The 20,024-nt window shown below is 73.9% G+C and carries 19 protein-coding genes; 12 read left to right on the forward strand and 7 right to left on the reverse strand.

Going from position 1 to position 20,024, the window contains the following annotated elements; genetic code table 11:
* Positions 1–231 precede the first annotated feature (231 nt).
* A complete protein-coding gene (locus tag FK498_RS09525) occupies positions 232–438 on the reverse strand; it encodes a DUF1127 domain-containing protein (RefSeq protein WP_141853925.1) in 207 nt (68 codons plus the stop codon).
* A gap of 190 nt (positions 439–628) precedes the next feature.
* Between FK498_RS09525 and FK498_RS09530 the strand changes: the two genes are divergently transcribed.
* Together FK498_RS09530 and FK498_RS09535 are read left to right on the forward strand one after the other, a co-directional pair.
* Positions 629–1,345 (forward strand): response regulator, encoded by a 717-nt coding sequence (locus FK498_RS09530; RefSeq protein WP_141853927.1) that lies wholly within the window; start codon positions 629–631, stop codon positions 1,343–1,345.
* A gap of 82 nt (positions 1,346–1,427) precedes the next feature.
* The gene (locus tag FK498_RS09535) at positions 1,428–3,302 is read left to right on the forward strand and encodes a PAS-domain containing protein (RefSeq protein WP_161988363.1); all 1,875 of its coding nucleotides are present in this window, start codon (positions 1,428–1,430) and stop codon (positions 3,300–3,302) included.
* Between the two features lie 7 nt (positions 3,303–3,309).
* Here FK498_RS09535 and FK498_RS09540 read toward each other — a convergent pair whose 3' ends face one another.
* Entirely contained in the window at positions 3,310–3,798 is a 489-nt protein-coding gene (locus FK498_RS09540) for a GNAT family N-acetyltransferase (protein ID WP_141853931.1), read from the reverse strand.
* A 210-nt stretch (positions 3,799–4,008) separates the two neighbouring features.
* Here FK498_RS09540 and FK498_RS09545 point away from each other — a divergent pair, with 210 nt between their 5' ends.
* The 4 genes from FK498_RS09545 to mdoH are packed head-to-tail and all read left to right on the forward strand — an operon-like array spanning position 4,009 to position 8,701.
* Positions 4,009–4,980 (forward strand): tripartite tricarboxylate transporter substrate binding protein, encoded by a 972-nt coding sequence (locus FK498_RS09545; protein WP_141853933.1) that lies wholly within the window; start codon positions 4,009–4,011, stop codon positions 4,978–4,980.
* 5 nt (positions 4,981–4,985) lie between these two features.
* On the forward strand, positions 4,986–5,456 hold the full coding sequence (locus tag FK498_RS09550) for a tripartite tricarboxylate transporter TctB family protein (protein ID WP_141853935.1): 471 nt from the start codon (positions 4,986–4,988) through the stop codon (positions 5,454–5,456).
* A 4-nt stretch (positions 5,457–5,460) separates the two neighbouring features.
* Complete coding sequence (locus tag FK498_RS09555; protein WP_141853937.1) at positions 5,461–6,960, forward strand: tripartite tricarboxylate transporter permease; 1,500 nt, start codon at positions 5,461–5,463, stop codon at positions 6,958–6,960.
* On the forward strand, positions 6,923–8,701 hold the full coding sequence (mdoH, locus tag FK498_RS09560) for a glucans biosynthesis glucosyltransferase MdoH (protein WP_255581482.1): 1,779 nt from the start codon (positions 6,923–6,925) through the stop codon (positions 8,699–8,701). Before FK498_RS09555 ends, mdoH begins: the two co-directional genes overlap by 38 nt.
* On the opposite strand, the gene FK498_RS09565 is transcribed toward mdoH, so the two are convergent.
* From FK498_RS09565 to FK498_RS09575, 3 genes are read right to left on the reverse strand one after another with little or no spacing between them, the layout of a single operon-like run.
* Positions 8,676–9,428 carry an FkbM family methyltransferase gene (locus tag FK498_RS09565; protein ID WP_141853941.1) on the reverse strand — a complete coding sequence of 251 codons (753 nt, stop codon included), beginning with the start codon at positions 9,426–9,428 and terminating at the stop codon, positions 8,676–8,678. The two genes, mdoH and FK498_RS09565, sit on opposite strands and share 26 nt — an antisense overlap.
* Complete coding sequence (locus tag FK498_RS09570; protein WP_141853943.1) at positions 9,425–10,252, reverse strand: VOC family protein; 828 nt, start codon at positions 10,250–10,252, stop codon at positions 9,425–9,427. Before FK498_RS09570 ends, FK498_RS09565 begins: the two co-directional genes overlap by 4 nt.
* Positions 10,249–10,926, reverse strand: coding sequence for a glutathione S-transferase family protein (locus tag FK498_RS09575; RefSeq protein ID WP_141853945.1), 678 nt, complete (start codon positions 10,924–10,926; stop codon positions 10,249–10,251). The genes FK498_RS09570 and FK498_RS09575 overlap by 4 nt, the downstream gene beginning before the upstream one ends.
* A gap of 230 nt (positions 10,927–11,156) precedes the next feature.
* Here FK498_RS09575 and FK498_RS09580 point away from each other — a divergent pair, with 230 nt between their 5' ends.
* The 6 genes from FK498_RS09580 (at position 11,157) to FK498_RS09605 (ending at position 18,388) form a co-directional block, all read left to right on the forward strand.
* On the forward strand, positions 11,157–12,479 hold the full coding sequence (locus FK498_RS09580; RefSeq protein WP_141853947.1) for an aspartate aminotransferase family protein: 1,323 nt from the start codon (positions 11,157–11,159) through the stop codon (positions 12,477–12,479).
* A gap of 22 nt (positions 12,480–12,501) precedes the next feature.
* Positions 12,502–14,646, forward strand: a complete 2,145-nt coding sequence (locus FK498_RS09585) for a response regulator (protein WP_141853949.1) — start codon at positions 12,502–12,504, stop codon at positions 14,644–14,646.
* Positions 14,647–14,764: 118 nt separating this feature from the next.
* The gene (locus FK498_RS09590; protein ID WP_237560899.1) at positions 14,765–15,424 is read left to right on the forward strand and encodes an exopolysaccharide biosynthesis protein; all 660 of its coding nucleotides are present in this window, start codon (positions 14,765–14,767) and stop codon (positions 15,422–15,424) included.
* 38 nt (positions 15,425–15,462) lie between these two features.
* On the forward strand, positions 15,463–16,449 hold the full coding sequence (locus FK498_RS09595) for a GTP-binding protein (RefSeq protein ID WP_141853953.1): 987 nt from the start codon (positions 15,463–15,465) through the stop codon (positions 16,447–16,449).
* Positions 16,446–17,558, forward strand: a complete 1,113-nt coding sequence (locus tag FK498_RS09600; protein WP_370510889.1) for a WD40 repeat domain-containing protein — start codon at positions 16,446–16,448, stop codon at positions 17,556–17,558. Before FK498_RS09595 ends, FK498_RS09600 begins: the two co-directional genes overlap by 4 nt.
* An 11-nt stretch (positions 17,559–17,569) precedes the next feature.
* A complete protein-coding gene (locus FK498_RS09605) occupies positions 17,570–18,388 on the forward strand; it encodes an aldo/keto reductase (protein ID WP_141853955.1) in 819 nt (272 codons plus the stop codon).
* A gap of 40 nt (positions 18,389–18,428) precedes the next feature.
* On the opposite strand, the gene FK498_RS09610 is transcribed toward FK498_RS09605, so the two are convergent.
* Together FK498_RS09610 and FK498_RS09615 are read right to left on the reverse strand one after the other, a co-directional pair.
* Positions 18,429–18,872: a DNA polymerase III subunit chi gene (locus FK498_RS09610; RefSeq protein ID WP_141853957.1), complete on the reverse strand. Its 444-nt coding sequence runs from the start codon at positions 18,870–18,872 to the stop codon at positions 18,429–18,431.
* The coding region (locus tag FK498_RS09615; RefSeq protein WP_141853959.1) for a leucyl aminopeptidase at positions 18,865–20,024 on the reverse strand (1,160 nt) is incomplete at its 5' end. The genes FK498_RS09610 and FK498_RS09615, both read right to left, overlap by 8 nt.

Below are 20,024 nucleotides of genomic sequence, written 5' to 3' on the forward strand. Positions count from 1 at the left end.
CGCGGCCCGCGCGCCGCGCGCACGCGCCCCGCGGCACGACCGGCCGCCGGCGGGCGGCGCGTCGATGCCGCTCCGTCCGGTTCGCCTCCGATCGCACGGCACCGTCGACTGGCGCAGCCCTCGCCTCCTCACCCGCATCCGCACCGCAGGGGAGCGTCGCATCCGGTCGCGCGCGGGGTCAATCGGGTGCCGGTCCGATCCGGCGACGGGCTGCTGTCGCGTCCGAGGGACTCAGTCGGCGCGCAGCATCCGGCGCACGACGTGCATCTCAGCGCGGTCGGGGAGACCGATGTCGCGCAGCAGATGCGCATCCAGCCGCGCCAGGGCGGCGATGGTGCGACGTTCCGCATACCAGGCCGCGGCGGCGGCCAGAAGGCGGCGCAGCGCTGCGGGCCGGGTCGGGGCCGCGCCCGCGGCGGGAAGGGTGATCGTGACCATGGCAGGGCTCCGTGCGGGGCCGGCGGCGCGCCGGCCGTTCGGTCGGCAGGGTGGCAAGCACGTGTTTCGCGATCATGTCAGGTCCGACGTCCCGGTCCTGCCGGACACGCCGGGCGGGATTGCAGGCGCGGAATGCTTGAACGCGGGCGGGGGGGGAGGCTACACGGCCTCTCCGATCAGGAACGGAACAATGCCGGACAAGTCCAGGATCATCGTGGTCGACGACGAGCCGGATCTGCGCGAGGCGGTCGCCGAGTATCTCGCGCAGCACGGCTTCGCGGTACGCGCGGTCGGCGACGCCGTCGCCTTCCGTGCAGCGCTCGCCGAGGGCGCCCCCGACATCGTCCTGCTCGACATCAGCCTGCCGGGCGAGGACGGGCTCTCGCTCGCCCGTTTCCTGCGCGGCGCGCACGGCCAGGCGATGGGGATCATCATGGTCACGGCCGCGGGCGAGGTGGTCGATCGCGTGGTCGGGCTCGAGGTCGGCGCCGACGACTACCTCGCCAAGCCGTTCGACCTGCGCGAGTTGCTCGCGCGCGTGCGTGCCACGCTGCGCAAGGTCGAGGCGGCGCGCGCCGCCGTCGCCCTGCCGGCGCGCCCGGCCGAGCGCATCCCCTTCGGCCCGCTCACGGTCGATGTCGCGGCGCGCAAGGTGCTGGACGAGGACGGCGCCGAGATCGCGCTCACCGCGATGGAGTTCGACCTGGTGCTCGCCTTCGCCGAACGTCCGGGCCGGGTGCTGTCGCGCGCGCAGCTGCTCGACATCGCCCATCCGGGCGGCTCCGACCCGTTCGACCGCTCGATCGACGTGCGCATCACGCGGCTCAGACGCAAGATCGAGCGCAACGCCCACGCGCCGACGCTGATCAAGACCGTGCGCGGCGCCGGCTACGTCTTCGATGGCTGAGCCTCTCGCCGGGCCGCCTTGCGCGCCTGCGCGGAGCGCATCCGCCGGCCTGCCGCCGATGGATGCGGCGCTGATCGCGAGCGTGCTCGACCGCACATTCGCGCGCATCGCCTTCCTCGACCGCGCCCGCATCCACCGCTACGTGAACCCCGAATACGCCTCCTTCGTCGGCGTGCCGGCCGAGGCGATCGTCGGACGCAGCGTGGCCGAGGTCCTGGGCGAGGAGGCGGCGGCTCGGCTCGAGCCGCTGGGGGCGCGCGCGCTCGCCGGGGAGACCGTGCGCTGGCTCGGCTGGATGGCCTATCCCGACGGGCGGCGCCGCTACGTGGAGCGGGTCTACCATCCCGTTCCGGGATCGGATGGCTCTGTCTGCGGCTACTTCGCGATCGTGCGCGACCTCACCGACCTCAAGCAGCGCGAGGAGGAGCTCGCCCGCCGTACCGCGCAGCTCGAGGCGATCCTCGGCCACATCGCCGAGGGCGTGAACATCGTCGATGCGGACGGCCGCGTGGTGCTGGCGAACGAGGGGTTCCTGCGCATGTACGGCTACCCGGCCGAGCTCGGCGCGCCGGGCACGCCGCTCGCCGACTTCGTGCGCCACCGCCTCGCGCAGGGCACCTACTATGCCCACGAGGACCCGGCCGAGGACCGCGAGGCGCTGGTCGCGCGCCGCGTCGCCGCGCTGATGTCGGTCGGCAACGAGACGGTCGAGGAACAGCGTCCCGACGGCCGCATCTTCGAGGTGCGCCGCCGCCGCCTGCCCGACGGCGGCCTGCTCTCCACCTACACCGACGTCACCGCCGTGCGCGAGGCCGAGCGCGAGGTGCGCACCCAGCGCGAGGCGATGCGCCAGGCCGAGCGGCTCTCCGCGCTCGGCTCGCTGCTCGCCGGGGTGGCGCACGAGCTCAACAACCCGCTCTCGATCGTGGTCGCGCATGCGACGCTGCTCGAGGACATGGCAGGGGCGGATCCGACCCTCGTCACGCGCACGCGGAAGATCCGGGGGGCCGCCGAACGCTGCGCGCGCATCGTGCAGACCTTCCTCGGGCTGGCGCGCCGCCGTCCGCCCGAGCGCAGGCCGGTCCGCATCGCCGACGTGGTCGAGGCCGCCTTCGATCTCGTCGGCTACGCGCTGCGCAGCGCCGGCGTCGCGGTGACGCGCGACCTGCCCGCCGACCTGCCCGCGATCGCGGCCGATGGCGACCAGCTCGTCCAGGTGATGATCAACCTGCTCACCAATGCGCAGCAGGCGCTGCAGGCGCGCGAGCATCCGCGCCGGCTGGCGATCGCCGCGCGCGCGACGGACGCGGGCGGCATCGTGCTGAGCGTGGCCGACAACGGCCCGGGCGTGGCGGCCGAGGCGCGGGCGCGCGTGTTCGACCCGTTCTTCACCACCAAGCCCGAAGGGATGGGCACCGGCGTCGGGCTCTCGCTCTGCCGCGGCATCGTCACCGCGCATGGCGGCTCGATCACGCTGGAGGAGACGCCGGGCGGCGGCGCGACGGTGCGGATCGTCCTGCCGCCCGGCCGTCCCACCGGCGAGGGCGCGGCGGAGGCGGCCGAGCCGCAGTCGCTGGTCACGCGCCGGCTGCGCACCGCGCTGGTGGTCGACGACGAGCCGGAGGTCGGCGCGGTGCTCGCCGAGATCCTGCGCGCCGACGGCATGGCGGTCGAGACCGCGGCCGACGGCGCGGTCGCCCAGGCCCTCCTCGCCGACCGCGAGGTCGATCTGATCCTGACCGACCTGCGCATGCCCGGCGTTGACGGCATGGCGCTGCACCGCTGGCTGGCCGAGACGCGTCCCGCGCTCGCCCGCCGGGTGGTGTTCGTCACCGGCGACCGGATCAGCACTGCGCTCGACCTCGCGCTGCGCGAGACGGGCCGGCCGGTGCTCGCCAAGCCCTTCGCGCCGGCCGATGTCCGGCGCTTGGTGCGCGCCGTGATCGGTGCGGCGTGATCCGGGCTCAGGCCGCGCTCTTCCACATGCGGCGGTAGCGCAGGTCCACGCCGTCGAGATCCACGATGCCGATCTCGTTCGCCGCGTAGCCCAGGCGCTCGTAGAACCCGACCGCGTTCAGCGCCGCCGGCACCAGGATGCGCCGCCGCCCGGCCGCCGCGATCGCCGCCTCGACCGCGCGCACCAGCGTCGCCCCGAGGCCGCGGCCGTGCCAGGCGGGATCGACGAACACGGCGCGCACGACGGCGGCGTCGGGCGGATCCGGCAGCGTGTCCCAGCCTGCGCCGCCGGCAAGCCGGCCGCTGGCGTCGGCGACCAGGTAGCGCCCGTCGGCGACGATCTGCGCCATGCCGACCGCGGGCGTGCGCGCCCAGGCGCGGCGCTCGGCGTCGGTGTAGACGCGCGGATCGACCGCCGCGATCGCGGCCTGCTGGAAGGCGAGGATCGCCCGCATGTCGTCCGGCCGGGCCTCGCGGATCAGGAGGTTGTCGTTCATGGTTGACCGTCTCGCTCGCTTGCGCCGGCGGGGCAGCCGGCGACCGGCGCAGACTGGACGGCTCCGGTTTCACGCCCGTGTCGGCGCGGCGGGAAAGCGGTTGCATCCGTGTCAGGCGACGTTTCAGGCGGTTCGGACCGATTGATCGCCCGCCGGGCGGCGGATAGGGTGCCGCCAAGTCGAGCCGACACCCTTCAGGGAGGACATGCCATGACGCTGACCCGCCGCCAGTTGCTCGGCAGTGCCGTCGCCGCAGCGGCTGTGCTCGGGCCTTGGCCCGCCGCCGCCCGCCAGCTCTTCGAGTCGATCTTCATGTTCATCCCCGCCGGCCCGGGCGGCGGCTGGGACGGCACCGGACGGGCGATCGAGCAGGCGGCGCGCGCGGCCGGCCTCGTCGGCAGCTTCCAGTTCGAGAACGTGGGCGGCGCGGGCGGCATGGTCGGGCTGCCGCGCTTCGTCAACCAGCGCCGCGGCCAGGCGAACGCGCTGATGGTCGGCGGCAGCGTGATGGTCGGCGCGGGCATCACCAACAAGAGCCCGATCAACATCACCAACGTGCTGCCGGTGGCGCGGCTGACCGAGGAGGCGGGCGTGGTGGTCGTGCCCGCAAGCTCGGACGTGAAGACCTGGAAGGATCTGGAGGCGAAGCTCAAGGCCAATCCGGGTGCCGTTGCGGTGGGCGGCGGCTCGGCCGGCGGCACCGACCACATCGCGCTCGGGCTGATCCTGAAGGCGCTCGGCCGCAACCCGCGCGAGGCCTCCTACGTCGCCTTCGCCGGCGGCGGGCCGGCCAATGCGGCGATCCTGGGCGGGCAGGTCGGCGCGGGCATCAGCGGCTACTCGGAGTTCGCCGAGCAGATCAAGGCCGGGCGGATGCGCGCGCTCGCCACCACCGGCGAGAAGCGCATCGAGGGCACGGACATCCCGACGCTGAAGGAGCTCGGCCTCGACGTGGTCGCGACCAACTGGCGCGGCGTGTTCGCCCCGCCCGGAATCACGGACGCGCAGCTCAAGGCGCTGATCGACCTCATGACGGCGGTGCACGCCACGCCGCAGTGGCAGGAGATCCTGAAGCAGCGCGCCTGGGCCGACGCCTTCCTGACGGGCGAGGCCTTCGCCGCGGCGCTGAAGCGCGACATCGCCGCGACCGAGAGCGTGCTCAAGGACCTCGGCCTCGCCTGACGGCGATGCGGCTCCATCCCCGGCGCGGCGAGGTCGCGGTCTCGCTCGGCCTCGTCGCGCTGGCCGCGCTGTCGCTCTGGCAGACCACCATGATCCCGGTCTCGCCGATCTATGCGCGCGTGGGGCCGACGCTGTTCCCCTGGATCGCCTCGCTCGGCCTCCTGGTCCTGTCGCTGCTGCTGCTCGCCGAGGCGCTGCGCGGCGGCTTCGTCGGGGTCGAGCCGCAGCTCTCGATCGATTGGCACAGCCTCGCCTGGGTCGTCGCCGGGCTTCTCGCCAACCTCGCGCTGATCGGCACGCTCGGCTTCGTCTTCGCCGCCGTCGCGACCTTCGTCTGCGTCGCGCGCGGCTTCGGCAGCGGGCACCCGCTGCGCGACGCGCTGATCGGCGCGGTCGTCTCCCTCGCCGCCTATCTCGGCTTCGACCGGCTGCTGGGCGTGAACATCGGCGCCGGCATCCTCGAGGGGCTGGTCTAGCGCGGTGGAGACGCTCGCCTCCCTCGCCGGCGGCTTCGCGACCGCGCTCAGCCCGGCCAATCTGGGCTTCGCCTTCGCGGGCTGCTTCCTCGGCACCGCGGTGGGCGTGCTGCCGGGGATCGGCCCGGCGCTGACCGTGGCACTCCTGCTGCCGATCACCTTCCAGGTGCCGGCGGAGTCCGCCTTCATCCTGTTCGCCGGCGTCTACTACGGCGCGATGTACGGCGGCTCGACCACCTCGATCCTGCTCAACACCCCGGGCGAGAGTGCGACCATCATCACCGCGCTCGAGGGGTTCAAGATGGCGAAGAAGGGCCGTGCCGGCCCCGCGCTTGCCACCGCCGCGATCGGCAGCTTCGTCGCCGGCACGATCGCGACCCTGGCGCTCACCTTCTTCGCCCCCGTCGTGGTCGAGCTCGCGCTGATGCTCGGCCCGGCCGAGTACTTCTCGCTGATGGTGATCGCCTTCACCGCGGTCTCGGCCGTGCTCGGAAGCTCCGCGCTGCGCGGGCTCGCCATGCTGTTCCTCGGCCTGATCCTCGGCGTGGTCGGTGTCGATCTGCAGACTGGCCAGCCGCGCTTCACCTTCGGCGTGATCGAGCTGCTCGACGGCATCGAGGTGACGATCGTCGCGGTCGGGCTGTTCGCGGTCGCCGAGGCCCTGCATCTCGCCACGCGGCGCAAGCACGGCGAGGACGAGATCCTGGCGGTCTCCGGGTCGCTCTGGCTCTCGCGCGAGGACTGGGCGCGGTCGTGGAAGCCGTGGCTGCGCGGCGCGTTCCTCGGCTTCCCGTTCGGCGCGATCCCGGCGGGCGGATCGGAGCTGCCGACCTTCCTCTCCTACTTCATGGAGAAGAGGCTCTCGCGCCGGCCGGAGGAGTTCGGCCAGGGCGCGATCGAGGGTGTCGCCGGGCCGGAGGCGGCGAACAACGCCGCCGCGGCGGGCGTGCTGATGCCGATGCTCACCCTCGGCCTGCCGACCTCGGTCACCGCCGCGATCATGCTGTCGGCGTTCCAGTCCTACGGCATCCAGCCGGGCCCGCTGCTGTTCGTGAACCAGGGCCCGCTGGTCTGGGGCCTGATCGCCAGCCTCTATGTCGGCAACCTGATGCTGCTGGTGCTGAACCTGCCGCTGATCGGGCTCTGGGTGCGGGTGCTCAGGATCCCGCAGCCGCAGCTCTATGCCGGCATCCTGGTGTTCGCGACGATCGGCGCCTATGGCGTCTCGAACTCGGTGATCGACCTGATCGTGATGTACGTCATCGGCTTCGTCGGCATGCTGATGAAGCGCTACGACTTCCCGGTCGCCCCGGTGGTGATCGGCATGATCCTCGGCCCGCTCGCCGAGCAGGCGTTCCGCCAGGCGCTGACGATCAGCCAGGGCGACTGGACCACCTTCGTCACGCGCCCGATCTCGGCCGCGTTCCTCGTCATCGCCCTGCTGCTGGGCGTCGGCCCGACGCTCTATCGCGGCCTCGCGCGATCGCGACCGTCCCCCGCCTGAGACTTGCCACGATCGCCGGGCACACCGCCCGGCCATGGCCGTCCGTCGCTGCCTCTACCTCGCGCTGGTCCTGGCCTGTGCCGCCGTGCCGCTGGCACTCCTCGGGCGCGCGCTCGGCGCCGGCGGCTGGACGGTGGCGGAGGGGCTGATCTGGGCGCTCGCGCTGGTCGTCTCGCCCTGGATCGCGACACTCGGCGCCTCGGCGCTCGTCGGCTTCGCCGTGCTGATGGCAGGACGCGATCCGCTCGCCGTCGTCTGGCCGGAGGCGAGGCTCGACCCGGACCGGCCGATCGGCATCCGCACCGCGATCCTGCTCTGCATCCGCAACGAGGACACCCGCGCCGTGCTCGCGCGCCTCCGCCCGCTGCTGTCCGCCCTCGAGGCACAGGGCGTGGGCGAGCGCTTCGCGCTGTTCGTGCTCTCCGACACCCGGGATCCAGCGCACGCCGCCGAGGAGGAGGCCGCCTTCGCGGCCTTCCGCGCCACGCTGCCGCGGCCCGAGCGTGTCGCCTATCGCCGGCGGGAGAGCAACGAGGGGTTCAAGGCCGGCAACGTGATGGAGTTCGTGCGCGCGCGTTCGGCCGGCTTCGAGGCGATGATCACGCTCGACGCCGACAGCGTGATGACCGCCGATGCGGTGCTGCGGCTCGTCCGGCTGATCGAGCAGAATCCGCGTGTCGCCCTGATCCAGACTCTGATCGCAGCGCAGCCGACCGCCGCCGCCTTCCCGCGCCTGTTCCAGTTCGGCATGCGCCACGGCATGCGCGCCTACGCCGCCGGCATCGCGTGGTGGCAGGGCGCGGACGGCCCCTACTGGGGCCACAACGCGATCATCCGGATCGCGCCGTTCCGCGATCATGCGGCCTTGCCGGCCCTGCGCGACGGCACGCCCATCCTCAGCCATGACCAGGTGGAGGCGGCGCTGCTGCGCGGCGCGGGATGGGAGGTGCGGCTCGATCCGCTCGAGCAGGGATCCTACGAGGCGAACCCGCCTTCCCTGCTCGAGTTCATGCGCCGCGACCTCCGCTGGATGGCGGGCAATCTGCAGTACCTCGCGCTCCTGCGCCTGCCGCTGTTCTCCTGGATGGGGCGGATCCAGCTCGCGCTCGCGATCCTGCTGTTCCTCTGGTCGCCGGTCGTGGTGGCGATCGTGCTGGCAGCCCTCGCCAACGCGCTCGATCAGGATCCGCGCGCCGCAGTGGCACCCGGTGCCGGGCTCGGCGCGACCGCGCTCTTCGCGCTGCTGTTCTTCGCCCCCAAGCTCCTCGGCGCGCTCGAGGTGGCCCTGAAGCCTGCGCTGCGGCGCCGCTGGGGCGGAGGCGCGACGCTCGCCGCCGGGGTCGCGGCCGAGTTCCTGTTCTACCTCCTGCTGGTGCCGCTCTCGGCGCTGAACCAGACCGTCGGGATGGCGGGGCTGGCGCTCGGCCGCCGCATCGGCTGGGCGCCGCAGACGCGCGAGGATCGCCGCGTGCCCCTCGCCGACGCGGCACGCGCCCTCTGGTGGCACACGCTCGCCGGCGTCGGGCTGCTCGCGGGCTTCGCGCTCGCCGGCACGACCGCCTTCCTCTGGGCGCTGCCGTTCCTCGCCGGCGCCGCGCTCGCGATCCCCTACTGCGTGCTGACCGCGGACCCGGCCTTCGGCCGGAGGCTCGCCGCGGCACGCCTCGCCGCGATCCCCGAGGAGCTCGACCCAGCCTCGCCCTTCCCGCCGCTCCTCAGCGCGCCAGCGCGCGCGGCGTGAGGCTCGCATAGACGTCGCCGCTGTTCGCCTCGACCGGCAGCGCATCGATCCAGTCCCGCATCGTCGCGGCGTCCGCCGGCCCGGGCAGCGCGAAGCGCAGGCTCTCGCCGAGCGAGGCGTTGAAGGCGCGGTAGCCGAGGGTCGCAAGCCGGGCGAGCGCGGCGTGCGCGACCGCGCGCTGGATCGTGGTGAACTCGAAGGAGAGGGCGGGCACGGCGCGGCGCAGCCCGGCCAGCACCGCGGCCTCGCATCCCTCGACGTCGATCTTGACGAAATCGGGCGCGCCGTGCCGGTCGATCAGAGCGGCGAGCGTGGTCGCCGGCACGGCGAGGCGTCGGGTCCAGGCCTGCCCCTCCCAGCCGGGCGCGCCGTCCGCCGCGCGCAGGAAGTCGGCCGAGGCCGTGCTGACGGTCGGGTTCGCCTCGTTCACGTGCAGCACGACGCGCCCGGGCCGCGCGCCGACGGCGCGCGCCAGCACGACCACCTCGGGATCGGCCCGGAAACGTCGGCACAGGAAGCGCGCGAGCGCCGGCTGCGGCTCGGCCGCGACCACGCGCGCGCCCAGGCGGCGGAAGCATGCCGTGCGGTCGCCGACATGCGCGCCGATGTCGAAGGCGAGGCTGCCCGGGCCGAGGAAGCGGCGGTACCAGCGGTCGAGGGATGCGCGCCGGCGTGCGTCGCCCCAGTAGAGCGCGACCGAACGCGCGATCGCCGCCTGATCGGTCACCGGAACAGCAAGGCCGCGCCGCCCGCATGCTCGGGCGGGACGAGCACGCCGCCCGGCGTCTCGCGCGCCGCCGCGCCGGCGATCCGCCGCAGGGCCGCCGCCCCGTCCTCGGTGCGGATCGTCACCCCGGCGATGAAGGGCAGGGCGGGGGCGGCCACGCCCGGGAACGCCGCGCCCGCGGTAAAACGCACGCGGCCCTGCGGCAGGGCGAGCACGACGCCGTCGGATGCGGCGGTCGCGGCCACGCCGACCAGGCGCGCGAACCGCGCGGCCGCCTCGGCCGGATCGGCGACCATCAGGGCGACCTCCTCGAGTGCCACCGCGCGGTTCGGGTGGTCGAGTGTGCCGGGCTGCCAGAGCAGCTCCGGCGTGAGATGGCGGATGAGCTGGATCCGCCCCTCCGGCGCGTCCGGCATGGGGATGCGCGCGAAGCGCGCGGTCGCGCGGCCGGCTTCGGTCTCGATCGGCCGCTCGAGCCAGGCGATGCCGGGGGGCGCGAGCCCGGCCGCACGCAGCCGCGCGAGTTCCGCCTCCGGATCCTCGATCGCGAAGGCGACGATGTGCAGGCCGCGGTAGCGCGCGAGGAAGCGGTCGAGCGTGTTGGACGGCAGCGCGGGATCGATCACCGCGATCAGTTCGAGATAGCCCTGGCGCAGCATCGCGCAGCGATTGCCGGTGCCGATCGGCCGCACCACGCCGTCGGGTCCCGGCGCGTGATGCTGCGCACGCGGGGTGAGCCGGAAGCCGAGCCGTTCGTAGGCGGCGGCGAGCGCGTCGAGGTCGGGCCCGGCGATGCCGACGTGATCGAGAGCGGAGGCGCTCATGCCGGCACCGTGAAGTACTTCGGCGTCCTCCACGCCTCGGGCTCGCGGGCGGCCTCGGCGAACCACCGCCGCATCAGGGGATGTGCCTGGACGGCCTCCACATAGGCCCAGCTTTCGGCGGCCAGCTCGGGCCGCCAGGTGGTGAAGCGGGTCGTCACCGGCGCGTACATCGCGTCCGCCAGCGTGAACGCGGCGCCGAAGAGGTAGGGGCCGCCCTCGCCGAAGCGGGCGCGCGTGTCCCGCCAGAGCGCCTCGATGCGGGCGATGTCGGCGAGCGCTTCCGGCGTGCGCTGCCGGCCGGCCGCGCGGGCCGCGAAGCCCGGGTCGATGTTCATCCACATCGCGCTGCGCAAGCCCCGGAACCCCGCATGCATCTCCGCCGCGATCGCACGCGCATGCGCCCGCGCGCGCCTCTCCGCTGGCCACAGCCCGGGCGCGAGTTCGGCGCAGTACTCCGCGATCGCGATGCTCTCCCAGATGCGCGCGCCCTTGTGTTCGAGGCACGGCACCGTGCCGCCGGGCGAGACCGCGCGGATGCGCGCGGCCGTGTCGGGCTGGTCGAGGCCGATCACCACCTCCTCGACATCCAGCCCGGCGAGGCGCACCGCGAGCCAGCCGCGCAGCGACCACGACGACGTCATCTTCGTGCCGATCCAGAGCGTCCCGTCCGCCATTCCTCCCTCCCGGGGCGTTGAGCGAGGCGGCGGACGGTGCCACGCCTGCCTCATCTCCGCCATCCCGCCTCCGCCCGGGGACGGGCCCGGCGCCCTCGTCCCGGGTCGCGACTGCCGCTTCCGGCAACGACGCGCTGCCGCTGCGCGCCGCCTTGGCCTTCGCCTGACGCGCTTGCCGGCCCCGGGGGGCGGTGCCACCTTGGCCGGGCCAGTCCCAGGAGGACATCCCGATGAACGTGACGCTGCGCCCCAACAATCTCGACGCCTTCTGGATGCCCTACACGGCCAACCGCGCCTACAAGGCGTCCCCGCGCCTGCTCGCGCGCGCCGCGGGCGTGCACTACTACACCCCCGAGGGCCGCGAGGTGCTGGACGGCACGGCCGGGCTCTGGTGCGTCAATGCCGGCCATGGCCGGCCCGAGATCGCGGAGGCGATCAAGCGCCAGGCCGACGAGATGGACTTCGCGCCCACCTTCCAGATGGGCCATCCGATCGCCTTCGAGGCCGCCGCGGCGCTCGCCGAGTTCCTGCCAGAGCGGATCGAGCGCGTGTTCTTCACGAATTCCGGAAGCGAGGCGGCGGATACCGCGCTGAAGATGGCGCTCGCCTATCACCGCGCGCGCGGCGAGGGCCAGCGCGTGCGCCTGATCGGCCGCGAGCGCGGCTATCACGGCTGCGGCTTCGGCGGCATGAGCGTCGGCGGCATCGTCGCCAACCGGCGCCAGTTCGGCGCACAGCTCCCCTTCGTCGATCACCTGCCGCACACCCATTCGCTGTCCCACCAGGCATTCAGCCGCGGCGAGCCGGCCTGGGGCGGGCATCTCGCCGACGCGCTCGAGGACCTCGTCAGGCTGCACGGCGACACGATCGCGGCGGTGATCGTCGAGCCGGTCGCGGGATCGACCGGCGTGCTGGTGCCGCCGCAGGGATACCTCAAGCGCCTGCGCGACCTCTGCACCAGGCACGGCATCCTGCTGATCTTCGACGAGGTGATCACCGGCTTCTCGCGCCTCGGCACCGGCTTCGCCGCGGAATATTTTGATGTCATTCCAGACATCATGACCATGGCCAAGGGGCTGACCAACGCCGCCGTGCCGATGGGCGCGGTCGCCTGCACCGACGCGGTCTACGACACCGTGGTGAACGGCGTGCCGGGCGGCATCGAGTTCTTCCACGGCTACACCTATTCCGGGCATCCGCTCGCCTGCGCCGCCGCGATCGCAGCGATCCGCATCCACCGCGAGGACGACCTCGCCGGCCGCGTGCGCGACCTCCAGCCCTACTGGCAGGACGCGGTGCACGGGCTGCGCGCCGCGCCCGGCGTGCTCGACATCCGCGACATCGGCCTGATCGGCGGCATCGAGCTCGCGCCGCGGCCGGGGCGGCCGACCGAGCGCGCCATGGCGGTGTTCCACCGCTGCTTCGACGACGGCCTGCTCGTGCGGGTCACCGGCGACATCGTCGCGCTCTCGCCGCCGCTGATCGTCGAGCGCGGCCATGTCGACCGCATCGTCGAGACGCTGGATCGGGCGATCCGCGCGGAACCCGCCTGAGCGGTCGGGCCAGGGCGCACTCGTGCTCGCTCGGCTGCGCTCCTGGGCCGACCTCGCGCGCGCATGGCGCGCCCCGCTCGCCGCGCTGACCCTGCTCTCGGCGCTCGCCGCGTTCGGCGCGGCCGTCTATCGCGACCAGGTGGCGCAGGCGCTCATCCTGCACGCGATGGATCCCGCGCCGCGGCGCGTGAGCGACCTTGCCCTCGCCCAGGCCCAGCTCCACGCGACCGCGCTCGAGACACGTACCGGCGGACCGCCCGCCGCGCTGCGGCAGCGCTACGAGGCCTTCGTCGCCGGCATCTCCGCGCTGCAGGATGTCGAGGAGCTGCGGCTGCTCGCCGAACTGCCGCGGTTCCGGACCACGCTCGACCGCCTGCTCACGTTCCAGGCGCGCATCGACGATCGCCTGGGCCGCTCGCTCGACCTGCCGGCCGCGATCGCGACCGAGATGCCGCCGGATGCGGTCGAGGAGATGCTGCTCCTGCTGCCCCGGCTGCGCGAGCCGCTCGCCGAGCTTGCGCAGTCCGCGATCGCCGCGCATCGCCTAGACCTCGTGCGCCGGACGCGCATCGTGCGGATCGCCGATCGGGTCGGTCTTCTGTCCGCCGGCCTGGCCGTCGCCTGTGCGCTCCTCCTCGCCGCCGGGCTGGTGGCGCGGCGACGTGACAAGGAGCCGGATCCCCCGACGGACGGCGAGCCGGCCGTCCCGGCGCGCCGGACGGCCCCGATCGGGCCGGCGCTGCTCGCGGCGAGTGCGCGCGACATGGCCGGTCCGCTGCACCGCATCGCCGGCACCTTCGGGCTGATCCTGGAACAGCCGGGACTCGATCCCTCGCAGGTGCAAGCCCTGCGCGCCGCGCGCGATGCCGCCGACGACATGCTGACCACGTCGCGGCTCCTGCTCGACGCGGCGGCGCTTGCCCAGGGGCGGGCCGTCCTGACCGCCCAGCCCTTCGCCGCCGACGAGGCGCTCGCCCGCGGCGTGCGCGGTCTCGAGGAACGGATCGCCGGGATGGGAGGCCGGGTGATGCTGTCGCGCGACCCGGGCGTCCCGCCACGCTGGATCGGCGACGGCGAACGGCTCTCCGCTCTCGTCCGCATGCTCGTGCTGCGCTGCCTGCCGCTGCGCCCGGGCGCGGCACTGGTGGTGCGGCTGAGCCGGGAGGCGGACGGACTCGGCGTCGAGGTTGGCGATCCCGCCGCCTCCGCCCTGCCGGCGGACGTCTTCGAGCCGGTCGACCTGCACGAGGCCTGGCCAGGCGAGGATCTCGCCGAGGGGCTTGCTGCCGTCGGCGCCTATGCCGAGGCCCTCGGCGGCCGGGCGGTTCGCCTGCGCGCCGGCGCCGGCCGCAGCGAGACGCTGCGCTGCCTGCTGCCCTTCGCGCCGGCCGGCGAGGCCGTCGCCGAACAGCCGCCCCGCCCCGCCGCCGCGATGCGCGCGCTGCGCGTGCTCGCCGTCGACGACGTGCCCACCAACCGCCGCCTGCTGGCCGCCATGCTGGAGCGGCATGGCCATGTCTGCGACGTCGCCGCCGATGCGCGCGAGGCGCTGCGCATGATCCGCGCCACGACCTACGACGCGGTGCTGATGGACGTGCAGATGCCGGCGATCGACGGCGTGGAGGCCACACGCATGATCCGCGCCCTGCCGCCGCCCGCCGGCAAGGTGCCGGTGATCGCCGTGACCGCGCATGTGCTGCCCGAACAGCGCGCCGGCTTCCTGGCCGCCGGCATGGTTGCCGTGATCGAGAAGCCGGTCGCGACCGCCGACCTGCTCGCCGCCCTCACGGCTGCCGTGGCGCATGGCGGCGCGCGCCCCGCACCCTTCGACGACAGCCGCGAGCCGTTGGTCGATGCGCAGACCCTGGCGCTGGTGCGCTCGACGCTCACGCCGGCCGATTTCAGCCGGCTGGTCGAGCGCCAGATCGGCGCCGGCGCGGCGGCCCTGGCACGGGCCGAAGCGGCGGCCGCGCGCGGCGACGCGGCAGGCTTCGAGGAGGCGTTGCGCGATCTCGCCGGCGCCTATGAGGGCCTGGGCGCAAGCCGCGTGGCCGCCACGGTGGGCGCCGTGCTCGACCGGCGCGCCGATCTCGAGGCGCTGCGCCGCGTCGTGACCGACACCGCCGCGCAACTGCATCGCCGCCGCGCCGAGGCCCCGGCACGTTGAGGCCGCTCGCGCGGCTCTGAACGGGCGCTGTCCTTGCCCCGCCCGCCCCCGGCCCCCTTATCGTCGCCGCACCGAAGACCGCCCCCCCAACCGCAGGGAGATCGCCGCCGTGCCGGCGATGCGCGACACGGCGACACTGCTGGAACGCCTCGCGCGGCGCTGGGCCGACACGCCCGTCGTCAGCCTCGGCGCGATCCTGTCGGCGCTGGGCTCCGGCGGCTTCGCCCTCGCCATCCTGCTGTTCGCCCTGCCGAACGGCATTCCCGGACCGCCGCTGCCCGGGATGTCGACCGTGCTCGGCCTGCCGATCGCGCTGCTCGCCGCCCAGCTCGCCCTCGGCGCGCGCCGGCCGTGGCTGCCGGATGCGCTCGCACGGCGCGGCGTGCCCGGATCGGCCCTCGCCCTGGTGCTCGCCAAGGCCGCCCCCCTGTTCCGCCGCCTCGGCCGCATCGTCCGCCCCCGCCTCGCCCCGCTGACGGGGCACGCGGCCCGCCGCCTCGCCGGCACGCTCGCCGTGCTGCTCGCCCTCGTCCTCGCCCTGCCGATCCCCTTCGGCAACCTGCCGCCGGCCTGGGCGCTGATCCTGCTGGCGCTCGCCATGCTCCGGCGCGACGGGGTGGTGATGCTGGCGGGGCTGGGCCTCGGGCTCGCGGCGCTCGCCTGGAACCTAGCCGTGGTCTGGGCGCTGCTGGTCGCCGGCGAGGCCGCCCTGCACGCGCTGCCGGACTGGCTCCCGGACTGGCTGGGCACCGACCGGTTGGCCGGGTCCCTCGCGTGACCCTATATCTCCGCCGACCACCCCTGAAGGAGACCGCCATGGCCTTGCCGACCGATGCCGGCGGCGCCGCCGCGCCCGTCCCGGTCACCGTGCTGACGGGCTACCTGGGCGCCGGGAAAACCACGCTGCTCAACCGCATCCTCTCCGAACAGCACGGCCGGCGCATCGCCGTGGTGATCAACGAGTTCGGCGAGCTCGGCGTGGACAACGACCTCGTCATCGACGCCGACGAGGAAGTGTTCGAGATGAACAACGGCTGCATCTGCTGCACCGTGCGCGGCGACCTGATCCGCATCCTCGGCGGGCTGATGAAGCGGCGGGACCGGTTCGATTCCATCATCATCGAGACGACCGGGCTTGCCGATCCCGCACCCGTCGCACAGACCTTCTTCGTCGACGAGGACGTGCGCACCAAGACCAGGCTGGACGCGATCGTCACGGTGGTGGACGCCAAGCACCTGCCGGCCCGGCTCGCGGACTCGCCGGAGGCGGAGGAGCAGATCGCCTTCGCCGACGTGATCGTGGTCAACAAGACCGACCTCGTGACCGCCGAGGAACTCGCTAAGGTCGAGGCCGCGATCCGCGCCATCAATCCCTACGCCGCGCTGCACCGCGCCGAACGCGCCGCCGTGCCGCTCGACGCCGTGCTCGACCGCAACGCCTTCGACCTGAACCGCATCCTCGCCAACACCCCCGACTTCCTCGCGGAGACCGACCACGAGCACGACGAGCACGTCTCCTCGGTCAGCGTCGCCATCCGCGGCGAGGTCGATCCCGAGAAGTTCAACGCCTGGATCACCGAACTGCTCGCGCAGAAGGGACAGGACCTGCTGCGCACCAAGGGCATCCTCGCCTATCCGGGCGAGGATCGCCGCTTCGCCTTCCAGGCCGTGCACATGATCGCCGACGGCGACTTCATCGGGCCGTGGAAGGACGGCGAGGAGCGCGTCTCGAAGATCGTCTTCATCGGCCGCAACCTCAGCCGCCCCGTGCTGCGCAAGGGCTTCGAGGCCTGCAAGGCGTGACCGGCGGCAGAACAGGCGGGGGGGCGACGCCACCGGGTCCCGCCGCGGCGAGCCGCGATGGGAGCCCGTCCTCCCCGCTCCCCCCCGCGGCGAACTTCCTGCTCGACACGCGCGGCACCATCCACACCTTCGACGCGTTCGTCGTCGCGGCGGCGTTCGATGCCGACAGCCGCCTCGCCGCCTTCGGCCTCGGCGACGGCACCGTGCGCATCGCGGCGCTCGCCGCCCCCGGGAGCGCGACCACGATCGAAGCCCACGACGGCGCCTGCCTCGCCCTCTGCGCCGACGCCGCACCCGGCGGCTTCCTGTCCGGCGGCGATGACGGCGAGCTCCGCCGCATCGATCCGGAGGGCGCCCACGCGCTCGCCGCCTGGCCGGGCAAGTGGGTCGAGCACGTGCTCGCGCATCCCGGCAAGGGGGCCTGGCGTGCGGCCGCGGTCGGCAAGGCAGTGCATCTGCTCGACGCCGCGGGCAGCACGCTGAAGACGCTCGTCCATCCCAGCACCGCGACCGGGCTCGCCACCGATGCCAAGGGGCGCCGCCTCGCCGTCAGCCACTACAACGGCGCCTCGCTCTGGTTCGTGGCCGCCAAGGAGGATCGTCCGACCGCGCTCGCCTGGAAGGGCAGCCACACCGCGATCGCGATCAGCCCGGACGCGCGCTATGTCGTCACCGCGATGCAGGAGAACGCGCTGCACGGCTGGCGCATCGCCGACGGCGCACACATGCGCATGAGCGGCTATCCGGCGAAGACCAAGTCGCTCGGCTTCACGGCCAGGGGACGCTGGCTCGCCACCAGCGGCGCCGAGAGCGTCGTCTGCTGGCCCTTCACCGGCGACGGCCCGATGGGCAAGGCGCCCGAGGAGCTCGCCGGCGGCGACGCGGTGCTGGTCACCCGCGTCGCCTGCCACCCCGAGCACGAGGTGATCGCCGCCGGCTTCGCCGACGGGCTCGTGCTGCTGACCGAGATCGCCTCGCGCAAGGTGCTGCCGGTCGCGGCACCGGGCAGGGGGCCGGTCAGCGCGCTCGCCTGGAGCCCGGACGGCCGCTGGCTTGCCTTCGGCACGGAAACGGGCTTCGCCGCCCTGGTCGATTTCGCCCCGCGATAGGAGGGACACCCATGCACATGATCGAGACCGCGCATCTCGCGATGCCCAAGCTCGGCTTCGGCACCTGGGCGCTGAAGGGTGCGGACTGCGCGCGTGCGGTCGCCGAGGCGATCGGGCTCGGCTACCGCCACATCGACACCGCCGAGATGTACGACAACGAGGAAGCGGTGGGGCAGGGGATCCGCGCCAGCGGCGTCGCGCGCGACCTCCTCTTCGTCACCACCAAGGTGTGGTGGACCAACCTCGCGGCTCCCGAGGCGGCACTCGCGGCGAGCCTGAAGCGCCTGCGCCTCGACCACGTCGATCTCTTCCTGATCCACTGGCCGAACCCGGCGATCCCGCTCGCCTCCACGCTGGCGGCGATGGTGGGGCTGAAGGAGCGCGGGCTCGCGCGCGCGATCGGCGTCGCCAACTTCCCTGCCGGCCTGCTCCGGGAGGCGGTCAGCACCGGCGCGCCGATCGCCTGCAACCAGGTCGAGTACCACGTGATGCTGAGCCAGGAGCCGGTGCTGCGCGTCGCGCGCGCCCACGACATCGTCGTGACGGCGTACTCGCCGCTCGGCAAGGGCGGTCTCGCCGAGGATCCCACACTTGCCGCGATCGGCCGCCGCCACGGCGTGACCGGCGCGCAGGTGGCGCTCGCCTGGCTGCTCGAGCAGGACCGGGTCGCGGCGATTCCCAAATCGGGCCGGATCGAGAACATGCGCGCCAATCTCGCCGCGCTCGATCTGCGTCTGACGGACGAGGACCGCGCCGCGATCGCCGCGCTGCCGAAGAACCGCCGCTTCGTGAACCCGTCCTGGTCGCCGGCCTGGGATCAGGCCGCCTGATGCCCGGTCCGCGCCGCCGGCACGCCCTGCGCGGAGACGGCTACCCCCTCTCCCAGCCGCGCGCCGTCTGGCGCCAGTAGGTCAGCGTGTGGCCCGCTTCCCTGGCGGCGGTCCAGCGCTGACGTGCCGCCGCCACCGCCACCTCGTCGCGCCCGTCGAACAGGTCGAACACCCGCTCGAAGTCGTCGAGCCGCGCCGAGGTCGCGCCCTCGACCAGGAACAGGAAGCGCGCTCCGTTCGGCGCCTCGTCCTCGGTGGTGAGCCAGATCGGCTGCAGATCCGCCTCGCCGGTCGCGCGCGTGCCGTGCGGCAGCCAGTCGGGGTCGGGGCAGAGCCAGAGCGCCGTGTCGAGCGCGGCCACGCGCTCCTCGGACGCCGCCTTCACCACCGCCCGCCCGCCCGCCTCGAGCACGCGGCCGAGCAGTTTCGGCAAGGCGACCTCCAGGGCCGTGCGCGTCAGGTGGTAGAAGCCGATCTCAGCCATCCGCGGCATCGAAGCGCAGCGCGACGAGCCGGTCGAGCAGCCGCACGCCGAAGCCCGTCGCACCCTCGGGGCCGAGCGCATCCGCCTCCTGGCGCAGTTCCACCCCGGCGATGTCGAGATGCGCCCAGGGAACCTCGCCGACGAAACGGTGCAGGAACGACGCCGCGTGGCAGGCATCGGGCTGGAACCGCTCGGCGACGCAGTTCCTCACGTCGGCGATCTCGCTCCGCAGCACCTCGCCATACGCTTCCCCGAACGGCATCGGCCAGACCGGCTCGTCCACCGCCTCGCCGGCGGCGGCGAGCTGCGCCGCGAGCGCCGCGTCGGAGGCGAACAGCCCGGCGCGATGGTGGCCGAGGGCCACCACGATCGCGCCCGTCAGCGTGGCGAGGTCGATGATCGCCGCGGGCTCGAGCGCGCGCCGCGTCCAGGCGAGGCAGTCGGCGAGCACCAGGCGCCCTTCGGCATCCGTGTCGATCACCTCGATCGTGGTGCCGTCCACCGCGCGCACGACATCGGAGGGGCGCTGCGCCTCGGCCCCGATCATGTTCTCGACCAGGCCCAGCACGGCGACCGCCGGGGCGGGCGCGCGGCGGCGCGCGAGCGCCAGCATCGCGCCGGCGCAGGCGGCGGCGCCGGCCATGTCCGCGCGCATCTCCCACATCCGGTCGGCGGGCTTGATGTCCACACCCCCGGTGTCGAAGGTGACTCCCTTGCCGACGAAGGCGACGGGCGGCGCGCCGATCGTGCCCCGCCAGCGCAGCACCGCGAGGCAGGGCGGGTTGGCGCTGCCGCGCGCCACGCCGAGGAGCGCGCCGAAGCCCTCGCGCCTCAGCCACGCGGCATCGCGGATCTCGACCTTCAGCCCCTCGTCCTCGAGGGCGCGCAGCCGCGCGGCGAAGCTCGTGGGGGTGAGGCGGTTGGACGGCTCGGCGACCAGGTCGCGCGCGTAGAGCGTGCCGGCGACCCCGGGCGCCAGCGTCTCCCATGCCGCGCCGGCGGCGCGCGTGTCGTGCACGATCACCTCGAGCCGCGCGAGCCGTTTCGGCGCCTCCGGATCGGGGCGCGTCTTCAGCGCCTCGAAGCGCCAGGCGCCGAGGCAGGCGCCGACCGCGGCCTCGGCGGCAAGGTCCGGCGCGAGCGCGCGCGCAT

The sequence above is a fragment of the Elioraea sp. Yellowstone genome (assembly GCF_006704265.1).
Classification (GTDB): domain Bacteria; phylum Pseudomonadota; class Alphaproteobacteria; order Acetobacterales; family Acetobacteraceae; genus Elioraea.